The sequence below is a fragment of the Sorangium sp. So ce1036 genome (assembly GCF_051369805.1).
In the GTDB taxonomy this organism is placed as follows: domain Bacteria; phylum Myxococcota_A; class Polyangia; order Polyangiales; family Polyangiaceae; genus Sorangium; species Sorangium cellulosum_F.
This window is the reverse complement of the sequence record NZ_JBBMOX010000001.1, coordinates 1,557,054-1,570,477: the sequence shown is the minus strand read 5'-3', so window position 1 is coordinate 1,570,477 and position 13,424 is coordinate 1,557,054. Positions and strand designations below refer to the sequence as shown.

The window sequence follows — 13,424 nt, the reverse complement described above, 5'->3', positions numbered from 1 at the left end:
GTCGCGGCGACGGCGGGGCTGTCGCCGCTTCAGCTCGTCAGGGCTCCCGCGCGGCCCGCGCTCGGGTACGCCTCCCGACGGCCAGATCGTACGCGTCGGCGAGCAGCGGCCGCACCGCCTCGAACGTCGCCTCGCTCGGGTTGAGCACGCACACCCAGGACTGCGGCGCATGGACCGGGTGCGGCATGATCCGGTCCAGGGCGGTGAAGTCATGGCCGGTGCTCACGGCGCCGGACGGCCCGGGAGGGGATGGCTGAGGGCCGAACAGCGCGCGGTACGTCTCCTTGCTCACGCCGATGTTCAGGCGGAACACGCCCGGGCGATCCAGGTTCGAGGCGCGATCGAAATCGCCATAGTCCTTGGTCACGATGGTGGCGAACGGAAACCTCTGCCTGGGCTCGAGGTCGCGATCGGGGTCGTAGATGAAGAACGTATCGCCCACCGCGATCTCCGGGGCTTCGCCCGGCGCCGGGCGCACGACGTCGACGCCGGCGAACGTATCGGCGATGTAACGGATGATCGTGGCTTCGTCCATGACTCCTCGCTCCAGGCTACCCGACCCCTGACGGATCGCGCCGCGGCCGCCGTGCGCGGCGATCCGCGCCGCTCCTCGGGAAGGGAGCAGTATATCCACGGCTCATCCACGCATCAACAGGCCGCCTCCGCGCCGCATCCAGGGGGCCGCCTCGCGCCATGGCCCGCCGTACGCCGAGGTGCGCCTCGACCGGCGCGGCGCAGCGCGGGTCGATGTCGGGCGCGGGCCGCGGACCCCGAGCCGCATCCGGAGCCCGCGGCCCGCGCTTGACAGCCGCCCAGGCCACGTTACGGTGTTCAATACACAAGTAAAACATCATGTAACACCGCCTCGAAAGGATGCTTCATGTCTGCACGCACGTATCTCGTGGGCCCTTTTGCGCCTGTGAAGGAAGAGGTGACGGCGTACGACCTGCGGGTGACCGGCCGCGTCCCGCCGGAGCTGAACGGCCGCTACCTGCGCAACGGCCCCAACCCGATCGGTGCGGTCGACCCCGCCGTTCACCACTGGATGATGGGCGCGGGGATGGTGCACGGCGTGAGGCTCTGCGACGGCCGCGCCGCGTGGTACCGCAACCGCTGGGTGCGCTCACCCGCCGTGGCCGAGAAGCTCGGTGAGCCGCGCCGCGAAGGGCCGCTCTACGACCCGATGGACCTCGCGCCCAACACCCACGTCATCCGCCACGCCGGCCGCACCCTGGCGCTGATCGAGAGCGGGCCGCGACCGTATGAGCTCGACGAGGAGCTCGGCACCGTGGGCCCGTGCGACTTCGGTGGCGCCCTGCCCGGCGGCTTCACCGCGCACCCCAAGCTCGATCCGCGCACCGGCGAGCTGCACGCGATCGTCTACGCCTTCGGGCAAGACCACGTCCAGCACCTCGTGGTCGACGCGGCGGGCCGGGTCATCCGCGCGACCCCCATCCCGGTCCAGGGCGGCCCGATGATGCACGACTTCTCGCTTACCGAGCGGCATGTCATCGTGTACGACTTGCCCCTGACGTTCAGCATGGAAGCGTGGAGCGCCGGCAAGCTTCCGGTCCTCTGGAACCCGGACCACCCGGCGCGGCTCGGGGTCATGCCGCGCGCCGGCGGCGCCGTGCGCTGGCGGGAGATCGATCCGTGCTGGATCGCCCACACGCTCAACGCCTACGACGACGGCTCGTCCGTGATCGTCGATCTCGTCCGGTATCCGGGCGTGTTCGACGTCGGCGCCCACACGGCCCCTCCCCCGGTGTTCGACCGCTGGACCATCGATCTCGCGAGCGACAGGGTGCACGAGCAGCGCCTCGACGACCGCCCCCAGGAGTTCCCCCGGGTGAACGAGGCCTTCGTGTCGCGGCCGCACCGCTACGGCTACGCCGCGGTCATCGGGCCGATGATCGAGGCCATGATCCCGGCCGGCCGCGAGCTGCCGGACGAGACCCGGAGCAATGCGCTCATCAAGCACGACCTCGTCCGCGGCGCCTCCGAGATCCACCACTTCGGGCGCGACGCCGCCGCGAGCGAGGCCGTCTTCGCTCCGTCGTCGTCTGTCTCGGCCTCCGAGGACGACGGCTACGTCATGGCTTACGTCCACAACCCGGACCGCGGCGCGGCCGACCTGGTGATCCTCTCCGCCCAGGATTTCACCGGCGAGCCTGTCGCCCGCGTCCATCTGCCGGCCCGGGTGCCGCTCGGCTTCCACGGCAGCTGGATCCCCGACCCCTGAACTCCGCATGGCCTTCCGAGACAGATACCCGGTCTCCTTGAGCGAGCTCCTGATCGCGCCCGTGGTCTTCCGGGAGGGCCTGCCCGTGCTCGCGGACCTGCCCTTCGTCTCGGCGGCCGGGATGCGCGACCTGGCCGAGTTCGGCGGCCACGGCGCGGGCGCCATTCGCACGGCCATGTCCAGGCTGCGCGCCTCGGGCGAAGTGGCGACGTTCACCGACGACGGCGGCGTGACGCGCTACCGGATGACCGCCATCCAGCGCTCCATCAGCCGCGCGGTCCTGGGTCGAAGCGCGCGCCCCGAGGGCTTCTTGCTCGCGATCTTCTCGTTCGCGTCCGACGACGCCCGCGAGCGGCAGATCGTGCGCGACGCGCTCAAGCTCCACGGCTTCCAGCGGCTGGCGCAGAACGCGTACATCAACGGCCAGATCAACACCGACGAGCTCGAGGCCGCGCTCGAGAAGCACGGGCTCACCGAGCACGTCTTCCTCTTTCGCTGTCCTGAGATCGACGACCCGGTCCTGCGCCGCAAGCTGACCGAGCTCTTCGACCTGCGCGGCCGCAAGAAGGCGCTCCTCCAGTTCCAGCGTGACCTCGTCGCGTTCCTGGAGGAGCCCGGTATCGGCGACGACGAGCTCGCGCGCCGCTTCTTCTACGCGGGCCCGGTGCACTATCGCATCACGTTCATGGAGGAGCCGCCGCTGCCCGCGCGCTATCTCCCCCCGGATTACCCGCTCGAGAAGGTCACGTCGGTGATGCCCGAGCTGGCCGAGCGGCGCTCCCGGGCGCTCATCGCGTACTACCGCCGCGTCAACCGGTGACGGGCCCGAGCTCGAGATCCAGGGCGCGACCGTCGTCGAAGACCCGTTCGCCGGGAGCGTCTTTGCCGAGCTGGCGTTGCCGGACGAGCCGTATGACATGCGAGGCACCGACTCTCTCGCCCATGACTTCCAGCGCTACCTCAAGGGGCTCACGTATGATGGGGAGGTGGTCGGCTCGATCGACGAGCTGACGTTCATCACCGGGATCTCTCCCTTCGACCCGAGTGGCGGGCCGCGCTCCTGGTACGTCGACAAGCTCCCCGTGCTGGCGGACTCGCTGGTTCACCCCGAGGATTTGCCCGACCTGTCCGATTTCTGGGCGCTGCGGGGGCAGTATCTGAGCCTCTTCGATCGGGTGATGGCGGAGCACGATCTGCCCTCGCGTTTCCGCAGACCTACAGGGAGATCCCCGACCTGTTCAGCGACGCCACCTACGCCGCGATGCCGTAGCAGGTGCCATCCCTCGATGGTTGATCCATCGCGCAGGCGTAGGCCCCCGCGCCGCGCGCGCCCGCCGCTCGTGGTGACGACCGACGAGGTGAGCATCTGCTCGCCGTTTCCGCCGCACCAGCCGGACGTGGGCCGCGCCGGCGCGCACTTCGTGGGGCTGAACGTGCGGCGGCCGCCGTTCGACTTCCACGGCCGGCCGGCCACGGAGGTCCGCGCCGAGCACTGGGAGAGGTGGCGACCGTACCTCCACGAGCGCGTCGGGCTGCCGCTCGAGGGGGCCAGCGCGGCGCCGACGCCGACCGAGCCCGCCTGAACGCCGCCGCGCATGGTAGCGTTCCCGCATGGAGCTCCGCCTGCGCGGCCTCACCCACCTCGATCCGCGCGCCGTCCCCCTGCCCCACGGGACCGAGGTGACGACCCGGGTCGACCGCGTCCTCGGCGAGCGCCGCGTCCCCCAGGGCGCCGTCGGGCGCGTGGTCGGCTCGGCCGGCGCGGAGCTCGACGTGATGCTCGTCGGCGTGGGCGTCGTCCGGTACCGCCGCGACGAGCTCGTCCCGCGCAAGGCCGGCCAGGTGCGGCACGCGGAGCGGCGGAGCGCCGCGTGGGACGCGCTCCGGCCCGCGGTGGTCCTCGAGGCCGTCGTCGGCTCGCGCGCCTGGGGGCTCGCGGACGAGGGGTCCGACACGGACCGACGCGGCGTGTTCGCGCTCCCCTTCCTCTGGACCGCGGGCCTCGCCGAGCCGCCGCGGGACCTCGTGAGCGCGGACGGCAGCGCCTCGTACTGGGAGATCGAGAAGGCCATCCGCCAGGCCCTGCGCGCCGATCCGAACACGCTCGAGCTGCTCTTCGTCCCCACCGCCGAGGCGCGCGACCCCATCGGCGCGTGGCTCCTCGAGGCGCGCGACGCCTTCGTCTCCTCGGCCATCTACGGCAGCTTCGGCCGGTACGCGCTCTCGCAGCTCAAGCGCCTCGCGCAGGCGCAGCGGCTCGCCGAGCACCGGGAGCAGGTGCTCGACTGGCTCGCGGGCGACCCGTCGCTGTCGCTCGACGACGTGGCCCGGCGGCTCGCCGCCATCAGCCCGCGCGCCGCGCCGACCGAGGCCGACAGGGAGCTCCAGGCGAAGGAGCACATCAAGCAGCTCTACCGCTCGCTCCACGACCAGGGCCTGCTCCCGGCGCGCGACTTCGCCTCGCTCGCGCGCTTCGCGCGGGGCGACCGGGCCTCGCTCGATCTCGCGCGCGATCTCCGCCCCAAGAACGCCTACAACCTCGTGCGCCTCCTCGCGACGGCCACGCGCTGGCTGCGGGACGGCGAGGTCGAGCTGACCGCGCGCGGCGAGCTCAGGGAGGCGCTCCTCGCCATCAAGACCGGCGCGTGGCCGCTCGACCGGACGATCGAGCTCGCCGAGGCCATGACGCCCGAGCTGGAGGCCGCGCGGCTCGCGACGAGGCTGCCGCCGCACCCGGACGTGCCCCGCGCCGAGGCGCTCCTCCGGCGCGTCCGCGAGGAGATTGCCCGGCGGCACGTCGCGGGGGAGCCGGGCCCGCTCGGCAGGGACGCGCCCGCCGCGCCGGTCGCGGTCTGGGACGAGGGGGACGCAGGCCGCGCGCCGCCTGGCGGCGCCGGGGAAGAGCCATAAGGAGGGGGCATGAACACCGAGGTGCTCGAGAGACATCAGCAGGAGGTCGCGTCGCGGGTCATCGCCGAGGAGGAGGCGAAGCGGTCGCACCTCGTCGTCGCCCTGAGCGGCGCGCACGCGTACGGCTTCCCGTCGCCGGACAGCGATCTCGACCTCAAGGCCGTGCACGTCGAGCCCACCGCGCAGCTGCTCGGCCTGCTCCGCAGCAGCGCGAGCCCCTCGCGCATGGAGGTCGTGGACGGGGTCGAGATCGACTACACGTCGAACGAGATCCACCCCGTCCTCCTCGGCGTCCTCCAGGGCAACGGCAACTACATCGAGCGGATCCTCGGCCCGCTCCAGCTCCTCGCCTCCCCGGACCTCGCCTCGCTCCGGCCGCTGGTCGCCGCCGCGCTCTCGCGCCGGATCTTCCGCCACTACGTCGGCTTCGCCACGAGCCAGCTCCGCGCCTGGGAGACGGGGGGCCGCGCGTCGGTGAAGAAGCTCCTCTATGTCCTCAGGACCGCGTTGACCGGCGCCCACGCGCTCCGGACAGGCGAGATCGTCACCGACGTGACGGCGCTGCTGGACCCCTACGGCTTCGGCGCCGCCCGCGAGCTGATCGAGGCCAAGCGGGCCGGGGAGAAGACCACGCTCACGCCGGAGGCCGCGGATCGCTGGGCAGAGCAGGCGTCCCGGGCCTTCTCGACGCTCGAGGCCGCCCACGACAGCGCGGTGCTGCCGGCGGAGCCGCCCAACGCGGCGGAGCTCGACGCGTGGCTGCTCGCGCTGCGCAAGGCGCGGCTCTGAGAGGCGCGGCGGGCGGGCCGCGCTGGACAGGATGTACATCCCAATGTACATTTCAGTATGTCGAAGCGTTACTCGATAGCAGAGGCACGAGCCAACCTGCCGACCCTCGTGGATGAGGTCGAGGCGGGCACCCCGGTCGAGCTCACGCGCCGTGGCAAGCCGGTGGCGATCGTGCTCTCCCGGAGGGAGTACGACCGTCTGCGCTCCGAGCGCCCCCCCTTCTCCGTTGCGTACCGGCGGTTTCTCGAGAAGTTTCCGCTGGACGAGGTCGGTGTCGAGCGCAGGTATTTCGACGCCCTCCGGGCAACGAGCGCCGGGCGCAAGGTCGCTCTGTGATCCTGCGATTCCTCCTGGACACCAACATCGTGTCGGCGCCTGTCTCGATCAGGCCGGATCCGGAGATCGTGCGCCGGATCGAGCAGCACGCGCACGAGTGCGCGATCGGCGCGCCCGTGTGGCACGAGCTCGTCTACGGGTGCAGGCGGCTTCCCCGCGGGCGGCGGCGAACGGCGCTCGAGGCTTACCTGGAGGAGGTCGTGCGCGCGTCATTCCCGATCCTCGCCTACGACGAGGCGGCGGCGGCATGGCATGGCGCCGAGCGCGCGCGCCTGGAGGAGCTCGGTGCGGCAGCCCCGTACGTGGATGGTCAGATCGCGGCCATCGCGCGGACGAAGGGGCTCACCCTGGTCACCGCGAACACGAAGGATTTCACCCGCTTCAGCGAACTTGACGTCGAGGACTGGTCCAGGCGACGACGGCGGTGAGAAGCAACGCCAGCGGCCTGAGCGGCCCCTGGCCGTTCGCCCCCTGCGACAGGGCGGATCCCGCTCCCCTCACCGGGGCAGCGCGCACCCTTGCCCGCAGGCCATCCGGCCGTCGCGGCACCGCGTCGCCCGCCCCTGCCCCTGGCACTCCACCTGGCAGCTCCCGGTCCTGGAGCACGACACCGCGCACGCCCCGGTGCAGATCACCTGGCAGCGCCCGACCCGGTTGCACCTCACGACGCTCCCGTCGCCCACGACCGGGCCGCACGAGGCCACGTCCTCGCAGGTGTACGAGCACCCGGCGCCGCAGGTCGCCTGACACGTCTCCGCGTTGCGGCAATCGATGGAGCAGCGGTCTCCGCACCGCGTGTCGCAGACGGTGCTCCGCGCGCACGATGCCTGGCAGTCGCCGGCGCAACGGCTCTCGCAGACGGTGCGGTCGGTGCAGCTCGGCTTGCAGCCGGGCGCCTCGCCGCACGTGAGCAGGCAGCGCTCGTCGGGCTTTCCGGGGCCGCCGCCCGGGCAGGTGCACGGGAGCCCCGGCTTGCAGCCGGCCGGGTCGGCCGCGGGCACCAGGGAGCTCGCGCCCTGGGGGATGTCCTTGAGCGACACCGTGGCGGCCGCGTCGCCGTCGCCGGAGGGCCAGAGCAGCAGCACGGCCCCGACGCCGACGCAGAAGAGGAGCGCCGCCACGCCGAGGAGGAGGGCGAGCTGGCGCGATCCCGGCGCGCGCGGCCGGGCGGTCGACGCAGGGGCGTGACCCGGCCACGGCGCGCCCGGCGCCGCCGATGCGGGTGCGTGGCCCGGCCACGGCGCGCCCGGCGCCGCCGATGCGGGCGCGTGACCCGCCCACGGCGCGCCCGGCGCCGCCGATGCGGGCGCGTGACCCGCCCACGGCGCGCCCGGCGCCGCCGATGCGGGCGCGTGGCCCGGCCACGGCGCGCCTGGCGCCGCCGACTCGGGTGCGTGGCCCGGCCACGGCGCGCCCGGCGCCGCCATCGCCGGCGCCGCCATCGCCGGCGCCGCCATCGCCGGCGCGCCCGCGCCCGGCAGGGGCGCCCCCGCGGGCGGCCCGGGTGGAAGGGCCCGGCCGAGCGGCCGCGTGCGCTCATCCTGGCTCGCCATCTCCGCTGCCGCGCGCGGCGGCTCCTCGCCCCGGCGCGCGGCGCGCACGTCCTCGAGCATCGTTTGCGCGTCGGGATAGCGATGCTCGACCTGGAAGGCGAGCGCCCGGTCCACGATGCGCGCCACCCGCGGATCCACGCCGGGCGCCACGCTCGCGAGCGGGGGAGCCGGCAGGGTGCTCATCTTCACGAGGAGCTCTCCCTCCGTGAGCGCGTCGTGGATCCGGCGGTTCGTCAGGATGGTGAACATCGTCGCGCCCACCGCGTAAAGGTCGGCCCGCCCGTCCACGTCTCTGCCGAGGATCTGCTCCGGCGCCATGTAGCTCGTCGTGCCGAGCACGGCGCCCGTCCGCGTCCTCAGCCCGGAGCCGCCCTGCCTCATGCGCGCGATCCCGAAATCGAGCACCTTGAGCCGCCCGTCGCGGGTCAAAAAGAGGTTGTCCGGCTTGATGTCCCGGTGGACGATCCCCGCGTCGTGCGCGGCCTTGAGCACCTCCAGGAGCGTATCGATGATCCCGAGGAGCTCGGGCACGGGCATCCCGCCGAGGCGCGCGACGCGCTGGCGGAGGCTCTCGCCCTCGAGCAGCTCCATCACGAGGACCGGCTCTCCCTGCTCGGTCACGTCCACGTCGAGGACCTGCACCGCGGCCGGGTGCCCGAGCCTCGCGGCGGCGAGCGCCTCCTGCTCGAAGCGGGCGCGGGCCTCGCGGGACACCGCGCTCTCGGGGTGCAGGATCTTGATGGCGACGCGGTGCCCCACGCGATGGGTCGCCGCATAGACGGCCGCCATGCCCCCGGCCCCGATCAGCGCGTCGAGCCGCCATTTGCCGGCCACGGTCGTTCCGACGCGGGCGCGCAGCCGCTGGAGCTCTTCCTCTTCCGCTTCCAACATCGGCGCCGAGCCTAGCACGGGGGTACATCCTGGTCGGAGCAACGCGCCCGGCGCGCCGCGCACCGTCCAGACATCGCAATTGCCGCAAAGCCCTCAGGGGCACGCGCCTGCGCCCTCCGCGCTTCCGGGAGCACGGCGCGTCAGCGTTGCCGGCGCGGCGGATCCGCGCGCCATGTCGCGAGGGCGCCGGTCCGGGGAAGGGCATGGGCGGTCGGCGCGCGCGACGGACGGCCGACGCGCGCGAGGGGCGGTCGATGCGCGCGACGGACGGTCGACGCGCGTGAGGGGCGGTCGATGCGCGCGACGGACGGTCGACGCGCGCGACTACCCACGTCATGCTCTGGCGCGAGCCGCTGTCCGACTCCAGCCTTCGCCCCTCGCAGACCGCGGCCTGCGCCCACCGCACGTGGCGAGGGCCGTCGCTTCCAGCACAGGGGTCAAGCCATGCGCATGATCGGCAGAGCAGCCCTCCTCCTCATGCTTTCGTCGTGCACGTCCAGCGACGAGAGGCGCGCTGGCGACGGGGACACCGGCGGCGGCGCGCCGGCCACGCGCGCCGGCGGCGGCCCCCCGGACAGCGCGGTGGCGAGCAGCACGGGCGGGGCCAGCGGCGCGGCCACCGCGGTCTCCGGCGCGGGCGGGGCGGCGATCCCAGGATCGAGCGGCAGCAGCGGCGACGACGGTAGCGGTGACAGCGCCGGCGGTGGGAGCAATGGCGGCGGCGGCGACGACACACCGGACTGCAGCGGTAGCGGCGGCAACGGCGGCAACGGCGGCAACGGCGGCGACAGCGGCGGCAGCGGCGGCAGCGGCGGCAACGGCGGCAGCGGCAGCGGCAGCGGCGGCGGCGGCGCACCGGATTGCACCGGAGCAGCCGTCGAGGTCGTCGGTGATGTGTTCGATCCCGCGCAGGTCTATCTCGTCGGGACGCTGGACGAGGCGGCGCGCTGCGGCCGGGACGCGGTGGCCCACTGGAGCTCGCCGGGCTCGGCCGTCGTGGGCTTCGACTGTCTCTTCGACGAGCGGAGCGCGCGAATCCGTCCGACCGACGGACGCCTGCTCTACAGCAATGTCTTCGAGGGCATGCTCCGCGAGTTCCACTGCGATGGATGCCTCCACACCGGCGGCGCATATCCGCTCGTGCCGCTCGCCAACGACCCCGTGTCGCCGACGCCTCCGTGCACGCCGGCGTCGCTCACCTCGCTCGGCGGCTTCCTCGTCTCGCCCGCGGGCATCGTCTTGCATGGCTGCCGCTCGGGCGGCACGCTGGACGCCACCACCTGGTACGACCAGAGCGGCGCGGTCGTCTACGCCGATCCGGACAACCCGCTTCGCCACCTGGGTCACGGCGATCTCGCGCTGGCCGAGCGGAGCGTGGTCCACCTCGCCACGTCGGTGTCGCTGCCCCTCGTCGGGCTCCCGGACGATCGCCCGATTCACACCGTCCGCGCCACACCGCCGGACAGGTTCCTGCTCGTGCTCGAGGCGGAGCGCTCGACGGACGACGGCAGCAGCCAGGAGCTCTGGGAGGTGGACGGCGGCGGCAAGGCGACGCGGCTCGGCGCCTTCCCCCCGCTGCCGGCGGCGGCGGAGCAGGTCAGCGCGCACACGTCGAAGCTCGACGCCTGCGGCGCGCTGCTCCAGTTCGGGGGCGGCGCGGGGGGGGGCGAGGATGTCATCGTCCGCCGGGAGCTCGGCGGATCGAGCGAGGTCGTCTACACGGAGGCGGCGGACCCGATGGTGAAGATCCGCGTCTCCTCCCTGCTCACCGGGCCGTGACAGCGCGGCTCACCTCACGTCGCGGGCGTGAGGGGCCGCTCCTCGGTCGCCAGCGCGTCGACGTGGGGCATCCAGGGGATATCGGTGCTCCCGATGTCCAGCCCTGCCTGCGAGAGCAAGGTCGTGATCTGACCGCGGTGGTGCGTCTGGTGATTGAACATCTGCACGATCAGCACAACCATGGGGATACGGCGCGCGCGCCGGTAGACCGCGCTGCGGAGCGCGTAGGTGCCGGAGAGCGCCCCTTCCTCGAGGCCTCTGGCCCAGCCGAGGAGCAGGTCGTCGAAGCGCTCGCGCTCTGCCCGCATCGCCTCGAAGTCGTCGAAGAGCACGTCGCCGGGCCTGCCGATCTCGAGGTCCGCGCCGAGCAGCCCGAGCCGGATCAGGTACGCGCGGTCGGCCCACATCAGGTGGTTGAGCGTGCCGTGGATCGACCCGAAGAACGCGCCCCGGTCGCGCTTGCGCTCCTCGTCCGAGAGCCCGGCGCAGACCTCGAACATCCGGCGGTTCATCCAGGCGTTGTATTCGGCCATCAGGGTGACGTAGTCGTGCTGGTTCATCCATTTCTCCTCGTTCGACGCGTTCTGGAGCACACCCGCCGATCGCCGGACGGGGAGGCGCGCCGGCCGGGGATCACGGCCCGTTCATGCCCCGGCCGCGGCCGCGCCCCGCGATGTCCCACGCCGTCCTCACGGCCTCTTCCGGGCTCGCGACCGCCACGATGCGGTCGGAGCGCCGCTCGTCCACGCGCTCGCCTGCGAGCTGTCGTGCCCAGCCTCCGCTCGTCGCGAGGGCGAGCAGCGGCTTGCCGAGCTGCCAGGCGATGGCGATCTCGCTGAGCGTCCCCGCGCCGCCATCGACGACCACGACGACGTCGGCCGCCGCGACGACGAGGATGTTGCGCCCGATCTGCAGCCCGGTCGGGATGACGATGTCCACGTACGGGTTCGCCGCGGAGGCCTCGTAGCCTGGCAGGATCCCGAGCACGTCGCCCTCGCGCCAGGTCGCCGCCTCGCGGGCGCCGCGGGAGGCGGCGGCCATGACGCCGCCGAGCCCCCCGGTGACGAGCCGGAACCCAGCCTCCACGGCGCGGCGACCGAGCTCGACGCACGCGGCCTCGGTCCCCGCGTCCAGCGCGAGGCCGTTGCCGATCACCGCGAGCACGGGGCGACGCGCCATGTAGGGCGCGATGTCCCTCCTCGTGTCCTCGTCTTCCCGCTCCTCGATCATCTCCTCTCCGCCCCGGGGTGTCGCTGTCCGCGACACGAAAGCCGGCTGATGAGCTGATCCTGCCCCGGAGCGCCGTGCCCGGAGCTCGCCGCGCGCGGCATCGAGCTAGCCCGTGCCGCCGCGTGGCGTCAAGGCTCCGCGCGGCGACGGGGCGCGGCCGGGGCGCGCGCCGGGACCTGCGCCGCGCCGGGGCGCGCGCCGCGGCCCCGGCGGCGCGCGTCCCGACCGAGCCTTCGCGTCCGCGGGGCGCCCGCTCCCCGCGTCGGGCGCTACGGCGCCTTCGTGTACAGGGAGTCCACGGCGTCGGCCCAGAGCTTGTTCATGGCGACCCGTCCGGCGGGCGACGGGTGCACGTTGTCGTCCGAGAGGCCTTCCGGGTGGTCCTTGAACCAGGTGTACAGATCGGGCCCCGGCACGAGATCGTTCTGCTCGGCGAGCTCGTCGATCGCCTCGTTGAACACGTCGAGCGCGTCATGAGCGCCGTCGGGCGCATACGGGATGCGCGCGAGCACCGGGACGCGCCCTGCCGCCTTGATCTTGTCGATGAGGGTTTGCAGGTTCTTCTTGAAGGTGCTCGGGTCGGTCTGATCCCAGGAGTCGTTGGTGCCATAACCGATGGCGAAGAAGCGGTAATCGGGGTTCATCTCCAGGACCTGATCGATGCGATCGAGCGCGCTCGGGCGATCGTCCGAGGCCTTGGTGAGCTCGCCCCCGATGCCGCCGTTGATCATCGCGGGATAGTAGGCCGCGTGCGCCGCGTGGATGTTCTCCGCGAAGCTCGGCTGGGTGGCCGGGGTGTCGCGGTCATAGGCGAACGCCGTGATGCTGTCGCCGAGGAAGAACCACGTGTCCTCCGCGCCGTTCGAGATGTCGTGCACGTCGATCTCGTCGATCTGGACGCCGTTGTCGGAGACGTCGGGCGCCGCGGTCACGACGAGCCGCACCCAGCTCTGCCCGCTGAAGTCGAAGCTGTGGGCGCGCGTGCGGACCGGGTTGTCGGTCACCGTCGCGACGGCGGTCCAGGTGCCGTCCGCGCCGTCCGTGGAGTCGCTGGAGGTCTCCACGCGGTAGGCGGCCGGGGCCCCGTACTGCACGTCGGTATAGTTGTAGTTGTACGAGGCGGTCCAGCTCAGCAGCAGCCGCTCGAAGCCGTCGCCGACCTGGATCGCGACCCACGCGGGCTCCTCGGCGGTGGGCTTGCCCGCGCTCCAGTTCCCAGCGGATCGGTACTTGCCGTCGTTGATCACGGACGCCGTCCCCACCGACGCGAAGGCCGGCTTCCCGCGCGAGATGATGGGATTGGGCTGGATCGCCCCCGTCTCCGCGTCGCCCCCACCTCCTCCCGCCCCCGGGTCAGCCCCGCCCGAGCCGCCCTCCCCGCCCGTCCCGGCCCCGCCCGAGCCGCCTTCACCTCCCGTCCCGGCCCCGCCCGAGCCGCCTTTACCCCCCGTGCCGTCCGAGCCGCCCTCACCGACCGAGCCGCCCTCACCCCCCGCACCCGCGCTGGCGCTGCTCGTGCCGCCGGAGCCGCTGTCATCGGAGCATGCCGACAGGAGCGTTGCCGTCCCCAGCACGAAAGCAAGCGAGCCCAGTTGAAGAAATGAACGAAATATCATATCGATTACCCTCCAGCCGCGGGCACTCTGGAGCATCGTGGCCCGGCGTTCAACAAGCGCCAGCCCGGGACACCCGCC

At 72.9% G+C, this 13,424-nt stretch carries 13 protein-coding genes; 8 read left to right on the top strand and 5 right to left on the bottom strand.

Annotated features, from left to right (window positions below; all coding sequences use genetic code 11):
- Positions 1–37: 37 nt before the first annotated feature.
- On the bottom strand, positions 38–535 hold the full coding sequence (locus tag WMF31_RS05780) for a DUF6194 family protein (RefSeq protein WP_436600970.1): 498 nt from the start codon (positions 533–535) through the stop codon (positions 38–40).
- 345 nt (positions 536–880) lie between these two features.
- Here WMF31_RS05780 and WMF31_RS05775 point away from each other — a divergent pair, with 345 nt between their 5' ends.
- From WMF31_RS05775 to WMF31_RS05745, 7 genes are all read left to right on the top strand, one after another.
- Positions 881–2,242 (top strand): carotenoid oxygenase family protein, encoded by a 1,362-nt coding sequence (locus WMF31_RS05775; protein ID WP_436600969.1) that lies wholly within the window; start codon positions 881–883, stop codon positions 2,240–2,242.
- 37 nt (positions 2,243–2,279) lie between these two features.
- Complete coding sequence (locus WMF31_RS05770) at positions 2,280–3,062, top strand: hypothetical protein (protein ID WP_436600968.1); 783 nt, start codon at positions 2,280–2,282, stop codon at positions 3,060–3,062.
- Between the two features lie 97 nt (positions 3,063–3,159).
- Complete coding sequence (locus tag WMF31_RS05765) at positions 3,160–3,825, top strand: hypothetical protein (RefSeq protein WP_436600967.1); 666 nt, start codon at positions 3,160–3,162, stop codon at positions 3,823–3,825.
- 28 nt (positions 3,826–3,853) lie between these two features.
- Positions 3,854–5,152 (top strand): DNA polymerase beta superfamily protein, encoded by a 1,299-nt coding sequence (locus tag WMF31_RS05760; protein ID WP_436600966.1) that lies wholly within the window; start codon positions 3,854–3,856, stop codon positions 5,150–5,152.
- 9 nt (positions 5,153–5,161) lie between these two features.
- A complete protein-coding gene (locus tag WMF31_RS05755; RefSeq protein WP_436600965.1) occupies positions 5,162–5,941 on the top strand; it encodes a nucleotidyltransferase domain-containing protein in 780 nt (259 codons plus the stop codon).
- Positions 5,942–5,998: 57 nt separating this feature from the next.
- Positions 5,999–6,277 carry a type II toxin-antitoxin system Phd/YefM family antitoxin gene (locus tag WMF31_RS05750; RefSeq protein ID WP_129352949.1) on the top strand — a complete coding sequence of 93 codons (279 nt, stop codon included), beginning with the start codon at positions 5,999–6,001 and terminating at the stop codon, positions 6,275–6,277.
- Complete coding sequence (locus tag WMF31_RS05745; protein WP_129352951.1) at positions 6,274–6,705, top strand: type II toxin-antitoxin system VapC family toxin; 432 nt, start codon at positions 6,274–6,276, stop codon at positions 6,703–6,705. The genes WMF31_RS05750 and WMF31_RS05745 overlap by 4 nt, the downstream gene beginning before the upstream one ends.
- Positions 6,706–6,774: 69 nt before the next feature.
- Here WMF31_RS05745 and WMF31_RS05740 read toward each other — a convergent pair whose 3' ends face one another.
- Complete coding sequence (locus WMF31_RS05740; RefSeq protein WP_436600964.1) at positions 6,775–8,721, bottom strand: serine/threonine-protein kinase; 1,947 nt, start codon at positions 8,719–8,721, stop codon at positions 6,775–6,777.
- Between the two features lie 450 nt (positions 8,722–9,171).
- Between WMF31_RS05740 and WMF31_RS05735 the strand changes: the two genes are divergently transcribed.
- A complete protein-coding gene (locus tag WMF31_RS05735; RefSeq protein WP_436600963.1) occupies positions 9,172–10,500 on the top strand; it encodes a hypothetical protein in 1,329 nt (442 codons plus the stop codon).
- 14 nt (positions 10,501–10,514) lie between these two features.
- Here WMF31_RS05735 and WMF31_RS05730 read toward each other — a convergent pair whose 3' ends face one another.
- The 3 genes from WMF31_RS05730 to WMF31_RS05720 form a co-directional block, all read right to left on the bottom strand.
- Positions 10,515–11,060 carry a DinB family protein gene (locus tag WMF31_RS05730; protein WP_436600962.1) on the bottom strand — a complete coding sequence of 182 codons (546 nt, stop codon included), beginning with the start codon at positions 11,058–11,060 and terminating at the stop codon, positions 10,515–10,517.
- Between the two features lie 73 nt (positions 11,061–11,133).
- Positions 11,134–11,730, bottom strand: a complete 597-nt coding sequence (locus WMF31_RS05725) for a TIGR00725 family protein (protein ID WP_436600961.1) — start codon at positions 11,728–11,730, stop codon at positions 11,134–11,136.
- A 269-nt stretch (positions 11,731–11,999) separates the two neighbouring features.
- Positions 12,000–13,304 (bottom strand): SGNH/GDSL hydrolase family protein, encoded by a 1,305-nt coding sequence (locus tag WMF31_RS05720; RefSeq protein ID WP_436600960.1) that lies wholly within the window; start codon positions 13,302–13,304, stop codon positions 12,000–12,002.
- Positions 13,305–13,424: the final 120 nt, after the last annotated feature.